This window comes from Pseudomonas sp. GW704-F2, from assembly GCF_059423025.1.
Map to the genome: position 1 here is coordinate 33,533 of NZ_JBWKXO010000022.1, position 19,782 is coordinate 53,314.

23 protein-coding genes and 1 pseudogene are annotated in these 19,782 nt (G+C 63.4%); 16 read left to right on the top strand and 8 right to left on the bottom strand.

Annotation, left to right across the window (positions count from 1 at the left end; all coding sequences use genetic code 11):
- Nucleotides 1-53: 53 nt before the first annotated feature.
- The 4 genes from AC07W0_RS18905 to AC07W0_RS18920 form a co-directional block, all read right to left on the bottom strand.
- Nucleotides 54-497: a CopD family copper resistance protein gene (locus AC07W0_RS18905; protein WP_046383785.1), complete on the bottom strand. Its 444-nt coding sequence runs from the start codon at nt 495-497 to the stop codon at nt 54-56.
- Between the two features lie 95 nt (nt 498-592).
- Complete coding sequence (locus tag AC07W0_RS18910; RefSeq protein WP_102617911.1) at nt 593-1,909, bottom strand: OprD family outer membrane porin; 1,317 nt, start codon at nt 1,907-1,909, stop codon at nt 593-595.
- A 223-nt stretch (nt 1,910-2,132) separates the two neighbouring features.
- Nucleotides 2,133-2,678, bottom strand: coding sequence for a putative natural product biosynthesis protein (locus tag AC07W0_RS18915; RefSeq protein ID WP_102617912.1), 546 nt, complete (start codon nt 2,676-2,678; stop codon nt 2,133-2,135).
- Between the two features lie 62 nt (nt 2,679-2,740).
- On the bottom strand, nt 2,741-3,124 hold the full coding sequence (locus AC07W0_RS18920; RefSeq protein WP_102617913.1) for a DUF2946 domain-containing protein: 384 nt from the start codon (nt 3,122-3,124) through the stop codon (nt 2,741-2,743).
- A gap of 181 nt (nt 3,125-3,305) precedes the next feature.
- Between AC07W0_RS18920 and AC07W0_RS18925 the strand changes: the two genes are divergently transcribed.
- Together AC07W0_RS18925 and AC07W0_RS18930 are read left to right on the top strand one after the other, a co-directional pair.
- On the top strand, nt 3,306-3,911 hold the full coding sequence (locus AC07W0_RS18925) for an SCO family protein (RefSeq protein ID WP_102617914.1): 606 nt from the start codon (nt 3,306-3,308) through the stop codon (nt 3,909-3,911).
- The gene (locus AC07W0_RS18930) at nt 3,911-4,378 is read left to right on the top strand and encodes a copper chaperone PCu(A)C (protein WP_046383790.1); all 468 of its coding nucleotides are present in this window, start codon (nt 3,911-3,913) and stop codon (nt 4,376-4,378) included. Before AC07W0_RS18925 ends, AC07W0_RS18930 begins: the two co-directional genes overlap by 1 nt.
- Nucleotides 4,379-4,393: 15 nt before the next feature.
- On the opposite strand, the gene AC07W0_RS18935 is transcribed toward AC07W0_RS18930, so the two are convergent.
- Together AC07W0_RS18935 and AC07W0_RS18940 are read right to left on the bottom strand one after the other, a co-directional pair.
- Nucleotides 4,394-4,723 carry a DHCW motif cupin fold protein gene (locus tag AC07W0_RS18935; protein ID WP_046383791.1) on the bottom strand — a complete coding sequence of 110 codons (330 nt, stop codon included), beginning with the start codon at nt 4,721-4,723 and terminating at the stop codon, nt 4,394-4,396.
- Between the two features lie 18 nt (nt 4,724-4,741).
- Nucleotides 4,742-4,981, bottom strand: a pseudogene (locus tag AC07W0_RS18940) (GNAT family N-acetyltransferase); the annotation flags it as partial.
- Nucleotides 4,982-5,069: 88 nt separating this feature from the next.
- Between AC07W0_RS18940 and AC07W0_RS18945 the strand changes: the two are divergent.
- The 5 genes from AC07W0_RS18945 to AC07W0_RS18965 all read left to right on the top strand — a co-directional run bounded on the left by AC07W0_RS18945 (nt 5,070) and on the right by AC07W0_RS18965 (nt 9,187).
- A complete protein-coding gene (locus AC07W0_RS18945; protein WP_371918428.1) occupies nt 5,070-6,401 on the top strand; it encodes a flavin-containing monooxygenase in 1,332 nt (443 codons plus the stop codon).
- A gap of 22 nt (nt 6,402-6,423) precedes the next feature.
- Nucleotides 6,424-6,834: a RidA family protein gene (locus AC07W0_RS18950; protein ID WP_046383793.1), complete on the top strand. Its 411-nt coding sequence runs from the start codon at nt 6,424-6,426 to the stop codon at nt 6,832-6,834.
- A gap of 10 nt (nt 6,835-6,844) precedes the next feature.
- Nucleotides 6,845-7,522 (top strand): DUF1028 domain-containing protein, encoded by a 678-nt coding sequence (locus AC07W0_RS18955; RefSeq protein ID WP_046488416.1) that lies wholly within the window; start codon nt 6,845-6,847, stop codon nt 7,520-7,522.
- Nucleotides 7,519-8,661, top strand: coding sequence for an acetylornithine deacetylase (gene argE, locus AC07W0_RS18960; RefSeq protein WP_102617915.1), 1,143 nt, complete (start codon nt 7,519-7,521; stop codon nt 8,659-8,661). Before AC07W0_RS18955 ends, argE begins: the two co-directional genes overlap by 4 nt.
- 133 nt (nt 8,662-8,794) lie before the next feature.
- Complete coding sequence (locus AC07W0_RS18965) at nt 8,795-9,187, top strand: hypothetical protein (protein WP_141123522.1); 393 nt, start codon at nt 8,795-8,797, stop codon at nt 9,185-9,187.
- Between the two features lie 83 nt (nt 9,188-9,270).
- On the opposite strand, the gene AC07W0_RS18970 is transcribed toward AC07W0_RS18965, so the two are convergent.
- Complete coding sequence (locus AC07W0_RS18970; protein ID WP_046383797.1) at nt 9,271-10,182, bottom strand: LysR substrate-binding domain-containing protein; 912 nt, start codon at nt 10,180-10,182, stop codon at nt 9,271-9,273.
- Nucleotides 10,183-10,398: 216 nt separating this feature from the next.
- On the opposite strand from AC07W0_RS18970, the gene AC07W0_RS18975 reads away from it, so the two are divergent.
- From AC07W0_RS18975 to AC07W0_RS19015, 9 genes are all read left to right on the top strand, one after another.
- Nucleotides 10,399-11,814, top strand: coding sequence for a purine-cytosine permease family protein (locus AC07W0_RS18975; protein WP_046488423.1), 1,416 nt, complete (start codon nt 10,399-10,401; stop codon nt 11,812-11,814).
- A 288-nt stretch (nt 11,815-12,102) separates the two neighbouring features.
- Nucleotides 12,103-12,396: a hypothetical protein gene (locus tag AC07W0_RS18980; protein ID WP_046383799.1), complete on the top strand. Its 294-nt coding sequence runs from the start codon at nt 12,103-12,105 to the stop codon at nt 12,394-12,396.
- 297 nt (nt 12,397-12,693) lie between these two features.
- Complete coding sequence (locus tag AC07W0_RS18985) at nt 12,694-13,185, top strand: GNAT family N-acetyltransferase (RefSeq protein ID WP_102617916.1); 492 nt, start codon at nt 12,694-12,696, stop codon at nt 13,183-13,185.
- Between the two features lie 69 nt (nt 13,186-13,254).
- A complete protein-coding gene (locus AC07W0_RS18990) occupies nt 13,255-13,494 on the top strand; it encodes a hypothetical protein (protein ID WP_046383801.1) in 240 nt (79 codons plus the stop codon).
- Between the two features lie 74 nt (nt 13,495-13,568).
- Nucleotides 13,569-13,994, top strand: a complete 426-nt coding sequence (locus tag AC07W0_RS18995) for a GNAT family N-acetyltransferase (RefSeq protein WP_046383802.1) — start codon at nt 13,569-13,571, stop codon at nt 13,992-13,994.
- A gap of 209 nt (nt 13,995-14,203) precedes the next feature.
- The gene (locus AC07W0_RS19000; protein WP_046488431.1) at nt 14,204-14,725 is read left to right on the top strand and encodes a sigma-70 family RNA polymerase sigma factor; all 522 of its coding nucleotides are present in this window, start codon (nt 14,204-14,206) and stop codon (nt 14,723-14,725) included.
- The gene (locus AC07W0_RS19005) at nt 14,722-15,672 is read left to right on the top strand and encodes a FecR domain-containing protein (protein WP_102617917.1); all 951 of its coding nucleotides are present in this window, start codon (nt 14,722-14,724) and stop codon (nt 15,670-15,672) included. Before AC07W0_RS19000 ends, AC07W0_RS19005 begins: the two co-directional genes overlap by 4 nt.
- Before the next feature lie 97 nt (nt 15,673-15,769).
- A complete protein-coding gene (locus AC07W0_RS19010; RefSeq protein WP_102617918.1) occupies nt 15,770-18,232 on the top strand; it encodes a TonB-dependent siderophore receptor in 2,463 nt (820 codons plus the stop codon).
- Nucleotides 18,233-18,297: 65 nt separating this feature from the next.
- Complete coding sequence (locus tag AC07W0_RS19015) at nt 18,298-19,191, top strand: AraC family transcriptional regulator (protein ID WP_102617919.1); 894 nt, start codon at nt 18,298-18,300, stop codon at nt 19,189-19,191.
- Here AC07W0_RS19015 and AC07W0_RS19020 read toward each other — a convergent pair.
- Nucleotides 19,133-19,720: a LysE family translocator gene (locus AC07W0_RS19020; protein WP_102617920.1), complete on the bottom strand. Its 588-nt coding sequence runs from the start codon at nt 19,718-19,720 to the stop codon at nt 19,133-19,135. The two genes, AC07W0_RS19015 and AC07W0_RS19020, sit on opposite strands and share 59 nt — an antisense overlap.
- Nucleotides 19,721-19,782 lie beyond the last annotated feature (62 nt).

Genomic DNA, 19,782 nt, shown 5'->3' on the forward strand with positions numbered 1-19,782 from the left:
GGTGCGCTTGGGCCACACGCCTTGATGTGCATCAAGGTCGCAGCCCCGCCCGTCTACCAGTTCAGGTAAAACATGCCCTTGGCCAGCAGCACAATGGCGACCATGTGCGCGAACAGGCTCAGATGCACCCAGCGGACATAGCGCGCACTCACCGAGCCCCAGCGCATGCGCGCCATGGTCAGCAGAAAATGCAGGAGCACGCTGGCCGCCAGGATCAGCTTGAGGGTCAGCAAGGTGCCGAAAGCCGAGGCCGACGGCGCAGCCAGCACCGGCAGGTAACGCAGCCAGACCATGCCCAGGCCCGCGCCGAACAGCACCAGCAACACCCACGGCATCAATACCCGGGCACGTTGGCCGACGCCCTGCTCCACCAACACCATCACCCGCGCCGGCAATTGCCGGTGCAGGTGCCCCAGGATCAGCACCTCGAAAAACACCGTGCCGATGAAGATCAGCGCGGCGAACAGGTGAGCCACTAAAAACACGGGGTAAAGCATGGTGGCCTCTCAAGGGGACCGGCCGTTGGGACTTCAGTGTGCGGCCTGGCGCAACGCGTGGCCTTGATACCGATCAAGCGTTGCGAGAGTGCGGCTTACAGCAGTGGGATGCTGTAGCTGACGATCAGTCGCGTCTCGTCCTTGTCGGCCGAGTCGTTACCGCGCCACACCGCACCGCGCCAGGTCAGGCCCAGGCCCTTGAACGTGCCCGAGGGGATCACGTAATCGACACGCAGGTCGCGCTCCCACTCGCTGTTGTCGCGACCGACCGTCTGGATGTGGCTGCCGCGGATGTAGGTCACGCTCGAGCGCAGGCCCGGAAGGCCAAGGCTGCTGAAGTCGTAGGCGTAGCTGCCTACCGTGGCCTGTTCCCCGGCATTGACGAACTTCAGCGACTGGGAGTTGGTGATCAGGTACAGCGAACGGCCCTGCCCCTGGTTGATATGCGGAAAGTCACTTTCACCGGTGGTCTTCTGATAACCGAGACTCAGCGAATGCCCGTACAGGCCGTAAGTGAACAGCGCACTCCACAGGCGGTTGTCGACCTTGCCGGCGTTGACGCCCGCGCCGTAATACCCCGAGCTGACATAGCCTTCGCCACGCCCGGCGGCGCTGGCGTTCTTGCCGTCGGCGGTGCTGTAGAAATAGCGCAGGTCAGTCTTGAACTGGCCCACCGGCAACTGCCAGTTGTGGATCAGGCCCAAGAAGTGCTGCTGGTAAAAGTTCTCCAGGTTGGCGTAGTAGTACTGCAGTTGCAGTTGCTTGCTGACGGCATAATCCACCCCACCGTAGTAGAACTGGTTGCTGGACTTGCCCTTGACCGGATCATTCGCACCGACAATGGACATGCCCTGGCCGTTACTGGAGTTACGGTCCAGTACCTGCTCGATTTTACCGGCGATCAGGTTGAAGCCCTGCAGGTCCTTGGAGTCCACTTGATAGCCACGGAACGTCTGCGGCAACAGCCGGCCGTCTTCAGTCGTCAGCACGGGCAGCTTGGGCATCAGCGTGCCGGCTTTGAACTGGGTCTGGGAGATACGCATCTTGCCGGTGGCGCCGGTCTTGCTGAAGTCGTTGGCGGCCTTGCCATCGGACAACGGGAAAACACTGCCGGGGGTGTTGTCTTCACCAGCCTTGCCCGCGCGCCCCGAGGCGTCCAGGCGCAGGCCGTACATGGCTTGCAGGTCCAGACCAAAACCGACCAGTCCCTCGGTGAAACCGGACTGGTAGTTGAACATGAACGCCTGGCCCCACTCCTTATCCGTAGGGGCTTTGGCGTTACGGGTGTCTTGGTTGTAGTAGAAATTGCGCAGGTCGAGGGTGGCTTTGCTGTCGTCGATAAAACCCGACGCAGCCACCTGCTGCGCGGCGCCCAGGGAGACGGCGAGCGCCATGCAAGTCTTGTGGTTCATGAAGGCTCCTGAAAGTAATTGAGGCGACCCGTCACAGCCCAACCCTGTTCTTTGTTGGTCGGGTGGTGCTGCATCTAACGGGTGCGCGCACGGTATAGCGTTGGGCAGCCGGGAAATAGTCGCTAAAACCGTTATTCAGTTTTTCACTTTTTGTAACAATCGCCGGAGCCCACCAGCCTCGCCGGGGCGTGCAAGCCTCCACGGGGCGTCGGCGGCGGGCACTTCACGGCACCGGCAACCAAACGCTAAAACCGCCACGCCGGGTCAGCGGGCACCAGGCGAAGTCCCAGGCGGGAGGCGGCAACGGCGGCTGTTTGTCGAGCGCAAACGCGCTGCCCTTCCAATCGAAGACTTCCGAACCCTGCCAGACCAGGACCACACCCTGGGCCTGGCTGTCATCGGTGTCGACCCACCGCGCCGCCGCCGCGGCCATGAACGCGTCGATCGGTTCATCGTCGATCTGCGCGCGGTACGGCGAGCCCAGCAGCCAGCGGCCGATGTTCAGGTGCCAGGTCCAGTCCTGCGCCAGCTGGTTGCGGTAGGCCCAGGTCATGAAGCTGCGAAACAGGTTCAAGCCTTCGGGCGGGTCGAGCTTGAGCAGCGCCGGGCAGATGTCGAACAAGGTGTGCCAATAGGGCAACAGGCGTGCATCCAGATGCACGAAGCTACGCGAATTGCTCGGGTATTCCGGCCGCGCCGGCTCCGTGTGCAGGCGGCGCGACGCCTTGCTGACCAGGCGGCTGGCGCCGGCAGGCAATAGAGGGTTCATAAAACGCACTCACAGTCGTGACGATAAAACGCCTCCTGATCACAGGAAGCCCAAGGCACACGTCAGAATGCGGGGGATGCGCGGGGGTTGGCCGAGGGCCAGGAATAACGCGGCGGCGCCTTGTTGCGCCGTTCATGGGCCGGCCGCGGGGTCTGGCCGAGGCCCAGCAGCCAGGCCAGGCCGATCAGGAACACGATGGCCACGCTCACGGCAGCGCACACCGGGCAGGCAAAGTAATTCGAGATATCGCTGGAAGCCGGGCTACCCAACCCTTTGTCGGAAAGTGGCGCCTGGTTGCTGTCCACCGAACAGAACGCGCCACCGACACCATTGAGCTGCTGGCCGAGCATCTGGCCATGGCCCAAACCGCACACAAACAGGTTCAGCAGGACGCAGAAGTACAGGGTCCAGGCGATCAGCGAACGGTCCGAGCGGCGCAGTTTCATGGCGGCGACTCTACCATCGAAGCCCCGAAGGGATGAAGCGCGGCGCGCCCCTGTGGCAGAACGTCGCAGATTACGCACATCGGCCAGGGTTGGTAGACTTGGCGCCCTCCGCGTTTACTCCTTTTCAACGCCTGGCGTATAGATCCAGAGCAAGGCAGGCGCTTCACAGGATGCACAGTTGATGAGTACGTTATTCACCCGCCGCAAGGTCCTGACCGGCATGGGCCTGTTGGGTCTGGGCCTGCTGGCCGGTTGTGACAACAGCCCCAAGTTGAATTTCAAGTACGGCAAGGACTTGAGCGACAAGATCATGGGCCGCACCTTCAAGCTCAAGAATACCCAGGGTGAAACCGTCACCTTGAGTTCGTACCGTGGCCTGATGCCGGTGGTGTTTTTCGGCTTCACCCAGTGCCCGACCGTGTGCCCGACCACCCTCGCCCGCGCCGCCCAGGCCAAGAAACTGATGGGCCGCGACGGCGAGATCATGCAGGTGATCTTTATCACCCTCGACCCCGAGCGCGACACGCCAGAGATCCTCGACCGCTACGTCAAGGCCTTCGACCCCAGCTTCGAAGCGCTGTACGGCACCCCGGAAGAGATCGCCGTGGCCGCCAAGGAATTCGGGATCTTTTATGAAAAGGTCCCCGCCGGCGACACCTACACCCTGTCCCACACCGCCACCAGTTTCGTGTTCGACACCCGCGGCAACCTGCGCCTGGGCCTGTCGGCATCCCTTAACGCTAAAGAGTGTGCAGAAGACCTGCTCACCGTCATGGAGGTCTGCTAATGACTGCCGTTCAACACCTCAAGCGCACCCTGATCGGCCTGTCCCTGCTGGGCCTCGCCGCGCACGCCAGCGCCCAGGTCCAAGTCAGCGACGCGTGGGTGCGTGCCACGGTGCCGGGCCAGCCATCCAGTGGCGCGTTCATGACCGTGACGGCCGACAGCGACAGCAAACTGCTGCGCGTCGCCTCGCCGGTAGCCAAGGACGTGCAGATCCATGAAATGAGCATGAAGGACGACGTGATGCGAATGGGCCCGGTGGACTCGATCACCCTGCCCGCAGGCACCCCGGTCAAGCTCGACCCGGACGGTTATCATGTGATGCTGATGGGCCTGACCGGGCAGATCAAGGAAGGCGACCAGGTGCCGCTGACCTTGACCGTGGAAAACGCCAAGGGCGAGCGGCAGACCGTCGAGGTCAAGGCCGCTGCCCGCGGGTTGGATGGCATGGCCCCTGGCAAGATGCATTGATGGGCTGGCGCCGGTTCAATCCACGATGAACAGCTTGGCGCCAACCCGCGTCGAGGAGCGATGCCCTTCCATGTTGTTTCCCACCTGATAACTCATCCCGGCCGTCAGCGTGAATTGACGGCCATCTTCCAGTTCCGTGTGCAGCTCGCCTTCGAGGCACAGCAGCACATGCCCACGCCAGCACCAGTGATCGGCCAGGTAGCCGGGGGTGTATTCGACCATGCGTACACGGGTGGTGCCAAAGTGGCCAGTGCGCCACCAGGCACTGCCGGTGATGCCTGGATGAAGCTCGGGTTCGAGGGTGGACCAGTCGGTGATGCCAAACGGGACAGCAGTGAGTTCCATGGTGGGCTCGGTCGTCAGTTAACGTGAACCGACCCTAACCACCTGGAATGCTGCGCGACAGACACAGATCGCCGGCTTTTTTGGGATACACGCCCACTGCAACCCCGACGGCGAGTGGTGAATCGCCTCATCGTGCCCCACCTACCCGCACCGCCGGTAACGGGTGGCCGCATTCAACCTCGCATCCAGCACCAACTCCTCGATCCTGAGCGTCCTCGCCAGCGCTTCGAGGTGATCCAGCATCGCCTTGCCATCGCCTGCCGAGGCCCTTTGCATCCGATATTTATGCTCACTTCCCAGCTTAATAATATTTTATTAAAAACCGCCCGGCCCCTACCTTGAAGTCATGCCCAAGCTGAATCCAACTGCATTACGCAAGGACAGACACATGACGCAAGCAATCACCCAAACAGACACCCTGGTGGTAGGCGCCGGCCAGGCCGGCGTGGCCATGAGCGAGCATTTGAGCAAGCACGGCGTGCCGCACCTGGTGCTGGAACGCAGCCGGATCGCCGAGCGCTGGCGCAGCGGCCGCTGGGATTCGTTGGTGGCCAACGGGCCGGCCTGGCACGACCGCTTTCCCGGCCTCGCCTTCGAAGGGCTCGCCCCGGATGCCTTCGCGCCGAAAGAGCGCGTGGCGGATTACTTCGAAGCCTATGCACGCCAGTTCAATGCGCCGATCCGCACCGGCGTGGAAGTCACCTCGGTGCTGCGCAATGTCGGCCGCCCCGGTTTTACCGTACACACCAGCGACGGCGTGATCGAAGCCAACCGCGTGGTGGCGGCGACCGGGCCGTTCCAGACGCCGGTGATCCCGGCGATCGCGCCGACAGACACGGCACTGCATCAGATCCATTCCGCCGACTATCGCAACCCCGGCCAACTGCCCCAAGGCGCGGTGCTGGTGGTGGGCGCCGGCTCGTCGGGGGTGCAGATCGCCGATGAACTGCAGCGCAGCGGCCGTCAGGTTTACTTGTCGGTCGGCGCCCACGACCGCCCGCCGCGTGCCTATCGCCAGCGTGATTTCTGCTGGTGGCTCGGTGTGCTGGGCGAATGGGACCAGGCCGCGATCAAGCCCGGCCGCGAACACGTGACCATTGCCGTGAGCGGCGCCCACGGCGGCAAGACCATCGACTTCCGTGAGTTGGCCCTGCGCGGCATGACCCTGGTCGGGCCCACCGAGTCTTTCCATGGCGGCGTGGCCACCTTCCAACCCACCCTGCTGGAGAACCTCGCACGCGGCGACGAAAACTACCTGGCCCTGCTGGACGCGGCGGATGCATATATCGAACGCAACGGCCTCGACCTGCCCGTGGAGCCCGAAGCCCGGCGCGTCTTCGCCGATGCCGAGTGCGTGAAACAGCCGATCCTGCAACTGGACCTGGCCCGCGCCGGCATCACCTCGATCATCTGGGCCACCGGCTTTGCCGTGGATTACGGCTGGCTGAAGGTCGATGCGTTCGACGCCGCCGGCAAGCCGCAGCACCAGCGCGGCGTGTCCAGCGAGGCCGGCATCTACTTCCTCGGTTTGCCCTGGCAGTCGCGCCGTGGCTCGTCGTTTATCTGGGGCGTGTGGCACGACGCCAAATACCTCGCCGACCATATCGCCACCCAGCGTCAGTACCTCGAATATCGCGTCGCGGCCCCGCTCGTGCGCCCGTCCCCTGTCAGCGCCTGATCATTTTTCCCGGAGTTTTTTGATGCCTACCCACACGCGCATCCGCATGTTCAACACTAAACAAACCTACCCCAACCAGAGCCTGGACAATGACCTGTGCCAGGCCGTGCGCGCCGGCAACACCGTGTATGTGCGCGGCCAGGTCGGCAGCGATTTCGACGGCAACCTGGTCGGCCTCGGCGACCCGCGTGCCCAGGCCGAGCAGGCCATGCGCAACGTCAAGCAACTGCTGGAAGAAGCCGGCAGCGACCTCAGCCATATCGTCAAGACCACCACCTACCTGATCGACCCGCGCTACCGCGAGCCGGTGTACCAGGAAGTCGGCAAATGGCTCAAGGGCGTGTTCCCGATTTCCACCGGGCTGGTGGTATCGGCCCTGGGCCAGCCGCAGTGGCTGATGGAAATCGATGTGATCGCCGTGATTCCCGAGTAAGGAGCCGTACATGACCTTTTCAATCGTCGGCCGTTGCGCCGACACCGGCCAACTGGGTATCGCCATCAGCTCTTCGAGCATCGCCGTCGGCGCGCGCTGCCCCTGGCTGCGGCCGGGTGTCGGTGCGGTCGCGACCCAGAACATCACGCTGCCGGCCCTCGGCCCGGACGTGCTCGACCTGCTGCAACAAGGCCTGGCCCCCGCCGCCGCAATCGACCAGGCGCTGACCCGCAACGGCTACAGCCAATACCGCCAACTGACCGCGATCGATCACCTGGGCCGCAGCGTGCATTTCAGCGGCAGCCAAACCCTCGGCAAGCACCACGCGGTGTCGGGCGAACAGTGCGTCGCGGCCGGCAATATGCTCGCCGACCGCGCAGTGATCGAGGCGATGGTCCAGGCCTTCGAGCAAGGCGAAGGCCAACTGGCCGAGCGACTCTTGGCCGCGATGCATGCCGCCATCGCCGCCGGTGGCGAAGCCGGCCCGGTGCATTCGGCCGCGTTGCAGGTGGTGGGCGAACTGACCTGGCCGATCATCGACCTGCGGGTGGATTGGGCCGACGCCAACCCGATCGGCCAACTGCACACGCTGTGGGACGCCTATCGCCCACAAGTGCAGGCCTACATCGACCGCGCCCTGGCCCCCGACCACGCGCCCGGCTATGGCGTCGCCGGGGACGAGCGATGAGCCGCAGCCGCGCATTGCTGCAGACGCTGGTGGGGTTCGATACCACCAGCCGCGAGTCCAACCTGCAGTTGATCGCCTTTGTGCGCGATTACCTGGCGAGTCACGGCGTGGCCAGCGAAGTGATCTACAACGAGGCCCGCACCAAGGCCAACCTGTTTGCCAGCATCGGCCCGGTGGAGGTGCCCGGGATTGTGCTGTCCGGGCATACCGATGTCGTGCCGGTGGATGGGCAACCGTGGAGCGTGCCGCCGTTTGAACTGACCGAACGCGACGGCCGGCTGTTCGGCCGGGGCACTGCGGACATGAAGGGCTACATCGCCTGCGTGCTGGCCCTGGTGCCGGCGCTGGTCGCAGCGACGTTGCGCCGGCCGGTGCATATCGCCCTCTCCTACGACGAGGAAGTCGGTTGCCTGGGCGTGCGCTCGTTGCTCAGCGTGCTGGCGCAGCGGCCGGTGAAGCCGATGCTGTGCATCATCGGCGAACCGACCGAACTCAAGCCGGTGCTCGGCCATAAAGGCAAGCTGGCGATGCGCTGCGATGTGCATGGCGCGGCCTGTCATTCGGCGTATGCGCCCCATGGCGTGAATGCGATCGAGCATGCCGCCGAATTGATCGGCGAACTGGGACGCATCGGCCAACGGCTGCGCGATAAGCAGGATGCGCGCTTTGATCCGCCGTTCAGTACGGTGCAAACCGGGGTGATTGGCGGGGGCAAGGCGTTGAACATCGTGCCCGCCGACTGCCGGTTTGATTTTGAGGTCCGCGCGCTGCCGGGCCAGGCCCCGCAAGCGGTGGCGGATGAATTGCGCGCCTACGCCGAGCAGCAGGTATTGCCGCGCATGCAGGCGGTGAGCGCGCAGAGTGCGATTCGCTTTACCGAGCTGTCGGCGTATCCGGGGCTGATGACCGATCAGCATAGCGAGGCGGCCGAGTTGATCGCGGCATTTTGTGGCTCGCGGGCGTTCGGCACGGTAGCGTTCGGCACCGAGGGCGGGTTGTTCGACGCGGTGGGCATTCCCACGGTGGTGTGCGGGCCCGGCAGCATGGACCAGGGGCATAAACCGGACGAGTTTGTGAGTGTGGCGCAGTTGGCACAGTGCGATCAGATGTTGCACAGCATGCTGAACGCGCTGCGTTGACGACCCTCGGCTGTGCCGGCGACATACCCTGCATCAATCGCTACCCGCAGCTGATGGAACCGTACTTGAAGGCGGCCCACATAGGAAAACGGCTAATAGCCGTTTTCACTTCAACAGCCTTTGAGTATTGACCATGATAGGAATTCCACCGCACTCGCCGTTGAACAACCCGCTCAACGCTGCGCCGCCTGAAGAGTTGCGTCAGCGCCCCGAAGCGGGTGTACCTGACAGGGAAAGCATACGCATGGGCGTAAGAGAAGAGGATGCATACCGCACGCTGGATGTCTTTTTTGACGTGGCAGAAGCTAACGGCATCAAGGATCTGAACCCGAGCCACGGCAGGCCCTACCTCGATAACAACTTGAACCCGCCGGGCAACGTGGTGCCGCTGTCCGTCCACTTCCGCCCGGACCGTCCGGATGACACTTACAGCCCGGGGCACTTGAAGGCGGTCAACAACTTCGGCACACAACTCGACGCACGGTTGAAGCAACTGAACATCCGGAATGTCGGGCCCGAGGAGTAATCCCAGCGCCGATCAGAGTTGACGCCTGCGTGACCCAGGACAGCCGGGCCGATGCGTTGTTGGCCCAGGCTTGAGCGCGCCGATCAGGCGAGCAAACGCGCCAGCTCCTCGCGGCAGTAATCGACGAACAACTGCACCGGCTTGGTCAACGGTGCGCGGCGCAACCACACGGCCGACAAGCCCGAGCCGGTGACGGTTTCCGCCAGCGGCAGGCATACGACTTTCTGGCCGTCATAGGTGTACTCGGTAAACGGCCTGGTCACCAGGATCGAAAAGCCAAACCCGCGCCCCACCATGCCCCGCACCATCTCGATCGACGGCGAGCTGAACACGATGTTCGGCGTCAAGCCGCGCTCTTCAAAGATGCTCACGAAGTACGTGCGGCTCGGTAGTACATCCAGCAGGATCATCGGCTCCAGCACCAGGTCCGCGAGCGACACCTTGGCCTGCTGCGCAAAGCGATGATCGGCCGGCAACAGCGCATACGGCTGCTGCGGCGGCATCAACGGCGTGGTCTCGATGGTCGCGCCCAGGTCATGCTCGAACAGCATCGCCACGTCGATACTGCCGGCCGTCAGCGCCTGCACCAACTCCTGCTGCTCGCCATCGCGCATGCGGATTTCCACCCCCGGCCAGCGCGCCTTGAAACCGGCGATCAAACGCGGCAGGTACAGCGGCGCGACGGTTTCGAAGCAGCCGATATCGATCTGCCCCGCCACCACGTCATTGTCGGCCAGGGCATTCTGCTCGAACTCGTGGGCCACCCGCAGCAGCTCCAGCGCCTTGCGATAAAAGCGCGCGCCGCTGGGGGTGAGCGACACGCCCTGGGCGTGATGGCGGATAAACAACTGCACGCCAAAGCTGTCTTCCAGTTGCTTGATCGCGGTGGACACCGACGGTTGCGCGATATACAGCTTGCGCGACGCCTCGGCGACGCTGCCGCACTCGGCCGTGGTGACGAAATATCTGAGCTGGCGCAGGTTATAGGCAGCCATCGGGCCCTCCGCAAATGTGGGACTTCGCCCCAGGACACAAGCGGGCAACATACCGGAGCGCGTGGCCACGCGAGATACTTTTTTTAAGGTCTATAGCAACAAACTTACTAATTTACCTCCCCGCCCCCATTGCAGATGATCGCTCCAACAACAAAGCGCCGCTGAGCGGCGTACAGCGAAGTACGTCAACGTACTCACCTTGCCTTGGAGCTCGTCATGGTTACCACTGCAACATCCAGCGCCCCGCTTATCGAAAAACACACGATTGGATACGTGCCCCCGGAAGATCGCCACGGAAAGGTAAGAGACCTGTTCACCCTGTGGTTCGGCGGCAACATCGCGCCGTTGCCGATCGTCACGGGTGCGCTGGGCGTGCAACTGTTCCACCTCAACCTGATCTGGGGCATTGTCGCCATCCTCGTCGGCCACCTGGTCGGCGGCGTGCTGATGGCATTGCACTCGGCCCAGGGCCCGCAGATGGGCATCCCGCAAATGATCCAGAGCCGCGCACAATTCGGCTCCCTCGGCGCGTTGCTGGTGGTGGTGATCGCCGGGGTGATGTACATCGGCTTCTTCGCCTCCAACATCGTGCTGGCCGGTAAATCCCTGCACGGTGTGGTCGACAGCGTGCCCGTGCCGGTGGGCATCGTGATCGGCGCCATCGGTTCCGGGATCATCGGCATCATCGGCTACCGCTTCATCCACGTACTCAACCGCATCGGCACCTGGGTACTGGGCGCGGGGATCGTGCTGGGTTTCGGCTACATCTTCAGCCATATACAGACCAGCGACTTTCTGACCCGCGGCAGCTTCAACCTCTCCGGCTGGCTGGCCACCGTGTCCCTGGCGGCGCTGTGGCAGATCGCATTCGCGCCCTACGTCTCCGACTATTCGCGCTACCTGCCGGCCGACGTACCCGTCGCGTCGACCTTCTGGACCACCTACCTGGGCTCGGCGCTGGGTTCGAGCCTGTCGTTCATCTTCGGCGCCGTCGCGGTGCTCGCCACCCCGGTGGGCATGGACACCATGGACGCGGTCAAACTCGCCACCGGCGCCATCGGCCCATTGATGCTGGTGCTGTTCTTGCTCAGCGTGATCAGCCACAACGCCCTCAACCTGTACGGTGCGGTGCTGTCGATCATCACCCTGGTGCAGACCTTCGCCTACCGCTGGATCCCCACCGCGAAAAGCCGCGCCGTGATCTCGATCATCGTACTCGCGGCCTGTTCGGTGGCCGCGGTATTCGCCTCGAAAGACTTTATCGGCCACTTCGTCGACATGGTTCTGGTGCTGCTGGTGGTACTGGTGCCGTGGACGGCGATCAACCTGATCGACTTCTACGCGATCCATAAAGGCAAGTACGACATTGCATCGATCTTCCGCGTGGACGGCGGGATCTACGGGCGCTACAACCCCCAGGCGCTGCTGGCCTATGCGGTGGGGATCGCGGTGCAGATTCCGTTCATGAACACACCGCTGTACGTGGGGCCGATTTCGCAGCACATCAACGGCGCGGATTTGTCGTGGGTGGTGGGGTTGGTGGTGACGTCGCCGTTGTATTTCTGGTTGGCGAGTCGGGACAGTGCGTATAAGCGGCGGATGGCGGAGGGGACGCTGGTGGGTGGAGTTTGAAACAGCCTGTCGGTTGCGCCTCGATTAACCGCACCTTATAGTTCGCCCCGTCGCTGGCATTGGTCGGCGACAGGGTTTCGCAGCCCTACACAATAGAATCAACCTGCACAGTCATCAGACCCTCAGGCGAAGTCCGCCTGCGCCTCGTTTATGGCGGCTGTGCGTGGGAGACCTTCGGGTCTGCCGGGGGTGATTCTTCCTGGTCTGCGAACCCGCGCACAGTTGCCACCCAATCTGTTTCGCAGCAGCAAGGTGGTGATTCTTTTTACCCAAATAGAATCGAACCTCATGACCAATCAAAATCCGCCCCGCCGCTTCACCCCCATGTCCCAAACCGCAACCGACTACCCGGTCCTGCTGATCGACAGCGACGCCCCGCTCAGCGAGTTGCACGCCTGCGCCAGCGAACGCCTCAATGCCGCGCTCGCCTACCTGCACCTGATGGCCTGTTCCAAAGTGTCCGACTATGCCGAGCACGACATCAATACCGTCGCCAACACCGCCCGGATCATGGTCCAGGATGTGGCGGATGTGTTTACGGTGATGGAGCGGCGTGGGTTTGATTCGCCTGCGGTGAGTTGATGTAAGTGCTGAGGAAACCCGCTTTGGCGGGTTTTCTGGTTTCTGGCGAACTGGAAGTTGGCGCGTGAAGTGGATTTGATGGCGTTTGTACCGCCGCCATCGCAGCCTCGCTGGGGCTCGACAGCTCCCACAGTTGACCGAGTCCGGCCTCCAGCAGTTGGACGGTCACCAAGCCCCGTCACTTGGCCCCGTTAAACCACGCTGGCCGAACATCCTCGTCGACCCAGAGGCCACAATGGCGGCGCTATTGACACCCCGCTATCATGTGGCCTTTCGCTTACCCCCCGAGGAAACCGCATGCCCGCCCTCTCCTTTCGCAACGCCCTCCCCAGCGACGCCGCCCATTGCTTCGACATTGAAACCACTGCCTACGAAGGCGACGAAGCCGCGACCCTGGAAAAGATCGCCACGCGCATTGCCCAATACCCGCAAGGCTTTTTGATCCTGGAGGCAGATGGCGAGGTGGTGGGCTTCATCAACAGCGGCTGCGCCCACAAGGTGGTGATGTCGGATGAGGCGTTCAAGGAGTTGGTCGGCCATGCGGCCGAGGCGCCGAATGTGGTGATCATGTCGGTGGTGGTCGCCCCGGCGCACCAGGGCAAGGGCTATTCCACCGCGTTGATGCGCGAGTTTGTGCAGCGCATGCGCGCGCTGGGCAAGCAGACGATTCACTTGATGTGCAAGGACCGCCATGTGGCGCTGTACACACGCCTGGGCTACCGCTACGTGCAGCCGTCGGCGTCGGATCATGGCGGGATGGCGTGGCATGAGATGGTGATGGCCTTTTAAAGCCACCCTGGGAACTTATCCTTGTTGCAGCGCCCAACAAGGCACCACGAATTGACTCGGAGTGCTTTGATGTCCAGGGCACGTATCAGCCGCTTGTTGACCTCCTCTTTGATCGCAGCCCCGTTGATGGCCATGGTGCCGGTTGCATTCGGTGCCACTGCGCAGGACATCGAGCACCTCCGAAACTTATCCGTCGACCAGTTCCGCCGGGAGGCCAAGCAACGCGCCGAGGAGCAGGCGCGCCAGGAAGCCAGGGAAAAGCAGTTGCAGGAAGAGGAGGTACGCGCTTTATTGGTCGAAAAACCCTGATCACGCCCACACTCAATCGTATAAAGAACTGTCTAGACGCTTGTCGGACAACGGGCCACAAGGAATCCAGCGCGATGCAGCCTCCTCTCATTGAAATCAGCGACCAGCCCAACCCCGACGCCGAACGCATCCTCGGCAACGGCCTGGCGGCGTTCAACGAACAAGCCACCGGCTACCATGACCGGCGCCCGCTGAGCGTGCTGGTCAAAGACCCGCACACCCAGCAGGTGCTCGGCGGCATCACCGGCCGGAGCGCATTCGGCATGGCCTTCCTCGACCTCTTCCACTTGCCCGAGACCCTGCGCGGTTCCGGTATCGGCAGCCGATTGCTGCGCGCCTTCGAAGACGAAGCCCGACGCCGCGGCTGTCGCAATGCCGTGCTCTACACCATCAGCTTCCAGGCGCCGGGGTTCTATGAGAAGAACGGCTGGGTGCGGTTTGGCGAAATCGCCTGTGAACCCGAGGGCAACAGCCGGGTGTTTCTGTCGAAACAGCTGTGAGATTCAGGCGTTCACTGGTTGGAGATCAACGTGCCGGTACCGACGGGTGAATAGATGATGGCCTGGGTATCCAGGTTCTTGATGCCCGAGCTGATTTCTTCAATCCATCGATACAGCCTCCCAAAAGCAAACCAATATCATTTGCGCACAACCCGACGCTTTGGTTTAATCGCGAGCAATTCTTATTTACACCAAAGCCTTTGCGCTGGATGGATAGTGTGTCGACCTCCTTCACCCACCTCTATGGCACCCACCACAGCTGGCTGCTCGGCCTGCTGCGGCGGCGCCTGAACGACCGCTGGGATGCCGCCGACCTGGCCCACGACACGTTTATCCGCATCCTCGGCCGCCCGTTGGCCGAGACCGATCACGTCGGCCAACGCTCCTACCTGGCCACCATCGCCCGTGGCCTGTGTATCGACCACTGGCGCCGCCGCCAACTGGAACGCGCCTGGCTGCAAACCCTGGCCGAGCGCCCGGAAGCGCGGCAGCCGTCGCCGGAGCAGCGGGCGATCATCGTCGAAACCCTCTACGAAGTGGACACGATGCTCGCGCGCCTGCCGAAGAAGGTCAGCGAGGCCTTTTTACTCGCGCACTTGCACGGCCTGCCCTACAAGCAGATCGCCGTACAGCTTGGCGTGTGCGAGCGCATGGTCAAGAAGTACATGGCCCAGGCCCTGCTGCACTGCGCGATTCTGGAAGCCGAACTCGACGGGATGCTGGTGCAATGAGCCGCCCCGGCCAGCTCAGCCACGCCAGCCTGGAGCAGGCTGCGCACTGGTACGTGCGCCTGCAGGACCCAGGCGGTGCGCTCGAACAGTTGCGCTGGCAAACCTGGGTCGCGCAAAGCCCCGAGCACCTGGCGGCCTGGCAGTACGTGCAGCGCGTCAGCCAGCGTTTTGCGCCGTTGCTGGAGCAACCCCATGGCGCCAGCCGGGCCTTGCGCAGCTCGCGGCGCCAGACGCTCAAGACCCTGCTGGTGCTGGGTGTCGGCTCGACACTGGCCTGGGGCACTTGGCGCCACAGCCCCCTGCCCCGCCTGGCAAGCGGCTGGAGTGCCGACTATGCAACCGCCAACGGCGAGACCCGCGACGCGCTGCTGACCGATGGCAGCCATGTGTGGTTGAACGCACTGAGCGCGCTGGATGTGCGCTTCGATGCCGCGCAACGCTTGCTGCGCCTGCGCTTTGGCGAAGTGTTGATCGACACCGCCAAGGACCCCAACCGTCCGTTCCTGGTGGACACCGAACAAGGCCGGCTGCAGGCGCTGGGCACGCGCTTCAGCGTGGTGCAAGGCGATGAACATACCCAGCTCACGGTGTTCGAGGGCCGGGTGCGGGTGAGTACACTCAACCCGCACCCACGGATTGTCGACACCGGCCAACAGCTGACGTTTACCCGCAACCACTTCAACACCGCCAGCGTCGCCTCCCCGGCCCGTGAAGCCTGGAGCCGTGGCGTGCTGCTGGCGGACAACCTGCCGCTCGGCGAGTTGATCGCCGAACTCAACCGCTATAGCCCCGGCCACCTGGGCTGCGACCCGGCCGTGGCGCAGTTGCCGGTGATGGGTTCGTTCCCGCTCAAGGACAGCGACCAGGCCCTGCACCTGCTGCAAGCCGCGCTGCCGATTCGGGTCGAGCGGCCGATGCCGTGGTGGGTCAGCGTGGGGCCGCAGTAAAAAATTTCACCCGCCAGTTCCCTTTTTCGACACTCGTTCGGTTAACCCTGCAGACGCTTTCAACTCGCCGATCGACTTGATCCAAAGGGACACCTCCATGCCGCAACCTGCTCGCTTCGCGCTGCGCCCACTGGCGCTGGCCACCTCCCTGCTTTGCCTCGGCGCGCCGACGCTGTACGCCGCCGAGCCGACCTCGACCCAGGAAGCCGCGCGCAGTTATCGCATCGCGGGCGGCGCCCTGGTCGCCGTGCTGAACAGCTTCGCCGAACAGTCCGGAATGTTCATCGCCGGCCATAACAGCCTCGCCGCCGGTAAAACCAGCCCCGGCCTGAACGGCAGCTATACCCCGACCAGCGGTTTGCAGCACCTGTTGCAGGGCAGCGGTTTGCAGGCGCTGCCCCAAGGCAACAACGGTTACGTGCTGGAGCTGATCCCCGCCCACAGCGGCGCGCTGGAGCTGGGCGCCACGACGATTTCCGGCCAGGGCCTGGGCGCTATCACCGAAGACACCCATGCCTACACTACCGGTGTCATGGCCTCGGCCACCGGCCTGCCGCTGTCGATGCGCGACACCCCGCAGTCGGTCACGGTGATCACCCGCCAGCAGATGGACGACCAGGGCTCCAACAGCATCGCCGACACCCTGCGCCGCGCCCCCGGCGTGAGCGTGCAGAACTACGACAGCGAACGCTGGGAGTTCTCCAGCCGTGGCCTGCCGATCACCAATTTCCAGTACGACGGCGTCAACGCCACCTATGACGGCGTGTACGACTACGGCACCACCAGCACCGACATGGCAGTGTACGACCACCTGGAAATCATCAAGGGCTCGGCCGGCCTGCTCAGCGGTTCCGGCGACCCGTCGGCCACGGTCAACCTGATCCGCAAAAAGCCCACGCGGGAATTCAAGGCCTCGGTCACCCAGACCTTCGGCTCCTGGGACAACTACCGCACCGAAGGCGATATTTCCGGCCCCTTGACCGAGTCGGGCAATCTGCGCGGACGCTTTGTCGGCGTGTATCAGGACCGCCAGTCGTATCTCGATCACTATCAGCACACCAAGGACATCGGCTACGGCATCCTTGAAGCGGACCTTACGCCCGACACCCTGCTGACCTTCGGTATCGACCAGCAAGACACCCGCTCCCGTGGCGCCAGCTGGACCGGTTTCCCGATGTTCTTCAGCGACGGCTCGCGCACGCACTTCTCGCGCTCGTTCAACCCGGCGGCCGACTGGAGCCGCCGCGACTTCCAGAACCAGACGCTGTTCGCCTCGGTGCAACAGCAGTTGGCGAACGACTGGTCGCTCAAGGTCAGCCTCGACCGCAAGCGCAGTCAGCACGACACCCTGCTCGCCTCCGCCAGCGGCGGCAACCCGGACCCGGTCAGCGGCGACGGCATGTACATGTTCATGGGCAAGTACAAGGGCGACCAGTTACAGAACACCCTGGACGTCAATCTCAGCGGGCCGTTCAACCTGTTTGGCCGCGAGCACGAGCTGATCATGGGCTTTATGGCCACCCGCTCGAAGCAGGACGTGCCGGTCTACGGTTCGATTTACCCCGCCGTGGGCGGCAGCATTTTCGACTGGCACGGCGAGTACGCCAAACCGGATATCCCGCGCAGCGGCCAGAACGATATCGTGCAACGCCAGACCGGCGCCTACCTGGCCACGCGCTTGAAACCCACGGACGATTTGTCAGTGATCCTCGGCACGCGCGTCAGCACGTTCAGCGGCACCGACACCACCGATTTCTATGACCCGACCAAGGCCGACAATCGCACCACCTACCGCCAGAGCGGCGTGGTCACGCCGTATGCCGGGATCGTCTACGACCTCAACGACACCTGGTCGGTGTACACCAGCTACACCCAGATCTACCGCCCGCAAAGCAGCAAGGACGCCGACCGCAAACTGCTCGACCCGATCGAGGGCGCCACCTATGAAGCCGGGCTCAAGGCAGCGTTCTACGACGGCCGCCTGAATGCCAGTTTTGCCGCGTTCCGCATCGAGCAGGACAATGTCGCCGAGTACGTGTCGGGCTTCGAGACCGATTCGGTGTACCGCCCGATTGCCGGCGCCACCACCAAGGGCTTCGAGGCGCAACTGTCGGGTGAAGTGCTGGACGGCTGGAACATCTCGGCCGGCTACACCTACCAGCACACCCGCGATGCCAACAACGATTATGTGTACAGCTCGGTGCTGCAAACCACCACGCCGCAGCAGGTGGTGCGCCTGTTCAGTAGCTATCGCCTGCCCGGCGCGCTGGAGCATGTCACCGTGGGCGGCGGCGTGAATTGGCAGAGCGAGTTTTTCGGCAACGTGTTCCAACCCGACCCGAACGACACGCTCAACTTCGGCCAGAACGCACGCATCACCCAGGACAGTTACTACCTGGTCGACCTGATGGCGCGCTACCGCTTCAACGAGCACCTGAGCACCACGCTGAACGTGAAGAACCTGTTCGATAAAAAGTACTACACGGGCCTGGGCAACTTCGGCACCGGCTTCTACGGCGAACCGCGCAGCCTGCAACTGGCGACTAAATGGGACTTCTAGGCTGACGGCCCCGGCAGTCTGTGCAATGATCCTCCCTCGATCTCCCGAGGGATGGAGCCGCCGCCATGTCGCTGAACACCGCCACTCACCCCGCGCAAGCGCCGCGCTTCTGGCGCGACGAGCGCTTGCCGTTCATCGAAGCGCGAACCATCGCCGATGGGCGCAAGGTCACCTACACCCGCCACGCCCACGAGCATTTCTCCATCGGCGCGATCACCACCGGGCGCAGCTATTACCACTACGGCGCGGACACCTTCCAGATCAGCGCCGGCACGGTGGTGCTGATGAACCCCGGCGATGTGCATGCGTGCAACCCGATCCACGACCAACCCTGGTCGTATCACATGCTCTACCTCGACACGCCCTGGCTGACGGACCTGCAATACCAGTTGGGCTTCAGCACCGACCAGGGTTATCGACCGTTCAATACGCCCTATACCCGCGACCCGGTGCTGTACAACGGCCTGATCGAGCTGTACCGAACGCTGTTGGATGAGCACGCCGAACTCCTGCAAAAACAGAGCATGCTGGTGAGTTATTTCAGCGAGGTGCAGCAGCGCCTGAACCCTTCGAACACGCCGGTGCGGGAGGTCAATCACAAGCTGGAACGCGCCGCCGAGTACATCCGCGAACACTGCACCCAGGCCTTGAAACTCGAAGACATCTGCCTGGCGGCCGAGCTGTCGCCGTCTTATCTGATCCGCGCCTTCAAGCAGTATTACGGCTTGACGCCCCATGCGTTTCTGGTGAACCGGCGCATTCAGTTCGCCCGCACCCAATTGCGCAACGGCGAACTGATCGCCGACGTCGCCCTGGCCGCCGGCTTTGCCGACCAGGCGCACTTCCAGCGCACCTTCAAGCAGCACTTCGCCGCCACGCCGGGGCAGTACCGCGACTTGCTCAAGCCATCAGCAAATAACCCACACTGGCCACCAGCAACGCGGCCATCGAACGGTTGAACACCCGCACGCCCTGCGGGTTGCCGAGGTAACGGCGCAAAAACGTGCCGGCGTACGCCCAGCAGGCTACCGACAGGTAGCAGATCACCAGGTAGAGCGCCGCAAACAGCCACACTTGCCGGGCGTCGCCATCCGCGACAAACAACCCCATGCCCGCCACGCAGGCCAGCCAGGCTTTGGGGTTCAGCCATTGCATGATCGCGCCGTAGAGCATCGACGGCGCCGTTGCGGTGCCTTCGGCGTCCAGCCGGCCATCGTCCACCGCAAGTTTCCAGGCCATGTACAGCAGGAAGGCGACCCCGCCCCACTGGATCAACTGGGTCAGAATGGGCCAGCGCAGCAGCACTTCATGCAGCCCCAGGCCGATCAGCACCAGCAACAGCGTGAAGCCGGTGGCGGCACCGAACACGTGTTTCTGGCTGGCGACAAAACCGAAGCGCGCACCCGAACTGAGGGCGACCACATTCACCGGGCCCGGTGTGATGGAGGTGGCCAACGCGAAGGCGGCCATGGAAAGGATCAAGCTCATTGCGGTTCCCTGTTGTGGTGATGAACAGGGGCCACGGTAAACACCCCGGCGAGCCGGGTATT

Bases quoted from the DNA above. Each gene is read 5' to 3' on its own strand.
- AC07W0_RS18905 (WP_046383785.1), bottom strand. From the start codon at position 497: ATGCTTTACCCCGTGTTTTTAGTGGCTCACCTGTTCGCCGCGCTGATC.
- AC07W0_RS18910 (WP_102617911.1), bottom strand. From the start codon at position 1,909: ATGAACCACAAGACTTGCATGGCGCTCGCCGTCTCCCTGGGCGCCGCG.
- AC07W0_RS18915 (WP_102617912.1), bottom strand. From the start codon at position 2,678: ATGAACCCTCTATTGCCTGCCGGCGCCAGCCGCCTGGTCAGCAAGGCG.
- AC07W0_RS18920 (WP_102617913.1), bottom strand. From the start codon at position 3,124: ATGAAACTGCGCCGCTCGGACCGTTCGCTGATCGCCTGGACCCTGTAC.
- AC07W0_RS18925 (WP_102617914.1), top strand. From the start codon at position 3,306: ATGAGTACGTTATTCACCCGCCGCAAGGTCCTGACCGGCATGGGCCTG.
- AC07W0_RS18930 (WP_046383790.1), top strand. From the start codon at position 3,911: ATGACTGCCGTTCAACACCTCAAGCGCACCCTGATCGGCCTGTCCCTG.
- AC07W0_RS18935 (WP_046383791.1), bottom strand. From the start codon at position 4,723: ATGGAACTCACTGCTGTCCCGTTTGGCATCACCGACTGGTCCACCCTC.
- AC07W0_RS18945 (WP_371918428.1), top strand. From the start codon at position 5,070: ATGCCCAAGCTGAATCCAACTGCATTACGCAAGGACAGACACATGACG.
- AC07W0_RS18950 (WP_046383793.1), top strand. From the start codon at position 6,424: ATGCCTACCCACACGCGCATCCGCATGTTCAACACTAAACAAACCTAC.
- AC07W0_RS18955 (WP_046488416.1), top strand. From the start codon at position 6,845: ATGACCTTTTCAATCGTCGGCCGTTGCGCCGACACCGGCCAACTGGGT.
- argE (WP_102617915.1), top strand. From the start codon at position 7,519: ATGAGCCGCAGCCGCGCATTGCTGCAGACGCTGGTGGGGTTCGATACC.
- AC07W0_RS18965 (WP_141123522.1), top strand. From the start codon at position 8,795: ATGATAGGAATTCCACCGCACTCGCCGTTGAACAACCCGCTCAACGCT.
- AC07W0_RS18970 (WP_046383797.1), bottom strand. From the start codon at position 10,182: ATGGCTGCCTATAACCTGCGCCAGCTCAGATATTTCGTCACCACGGCC.
- AC07W0_RS18975 (WP_046488423.1), top strand. From the start codon at position 10,399: ATGGTTACCACTGCAACATCCAGCGCCCCGCTTATCGAAAAACACACG.
- AC07W0_RS18980 (WP_046383799.1), top strand. From the start codon at position 12,103: ATGACCAATCAAAATCCGCCCCGCCGCTTCACCCCCATGTCCCAAACC.
- AC07W0_RS18985 (WP_102617916.1), top strand. From the start codon at position 12,694: ATGCCCGCCCTCTCCTTTCGCAACGCCCTCCCCAGCGACGCCGCCCAT.
- AC07W0_RS18990 (WP_046383801.1), top strand. From the start codon at position 13,255: ATGTCCAGGGCACGTATCAGCCGCTTGTTGACCTCCTCTTTGATCGCA.
- AC07W0_RS18995 (WP_046383802.1), top strand. From the start codon at position 13,569: ATGCAGCCTCCTCTCATTGAAATCAGCGACCAGCCCAACCCCGACGCC.
- AC07W0_RS19000 (WP_046488431.1), top strand. From the start codon at position 14,204: ATGGATAGTGTGTCGACCTCCTTCACCCACCTCTATGGCACCCACCAC.
- AC07W0_RS19005 (WP_102617917.1), top strand. From the start codon at position 14,722: ATGAGCCGCCCCGGCCAGCTCAGCCACGCCAGCCTGGAGCAGGCTGCG.
- AC07W0_RS19010 (WP_102617918.1), top strand. From the start codon at position 15,770: ATGCCGCAACCTGCTCGCTTCGCGCTGCGCCCACTGGCGCTGGCCACC.
- AC07W0_RS19015 (WP_102617919.1), top strand. From the start codon at position 18,298: ATGTCGCTGAACACCGCCACTCACCCCGCGCAAGCGCCGCGCTTCTGG.
- AC07W0_RS19020 (WP_102617920.1), bottom strand. From the start codon at position 19,720: ATGAGCTTGATCCTTTCCATGGCCGCCTTCGCGTTGGCCACCTCCATC.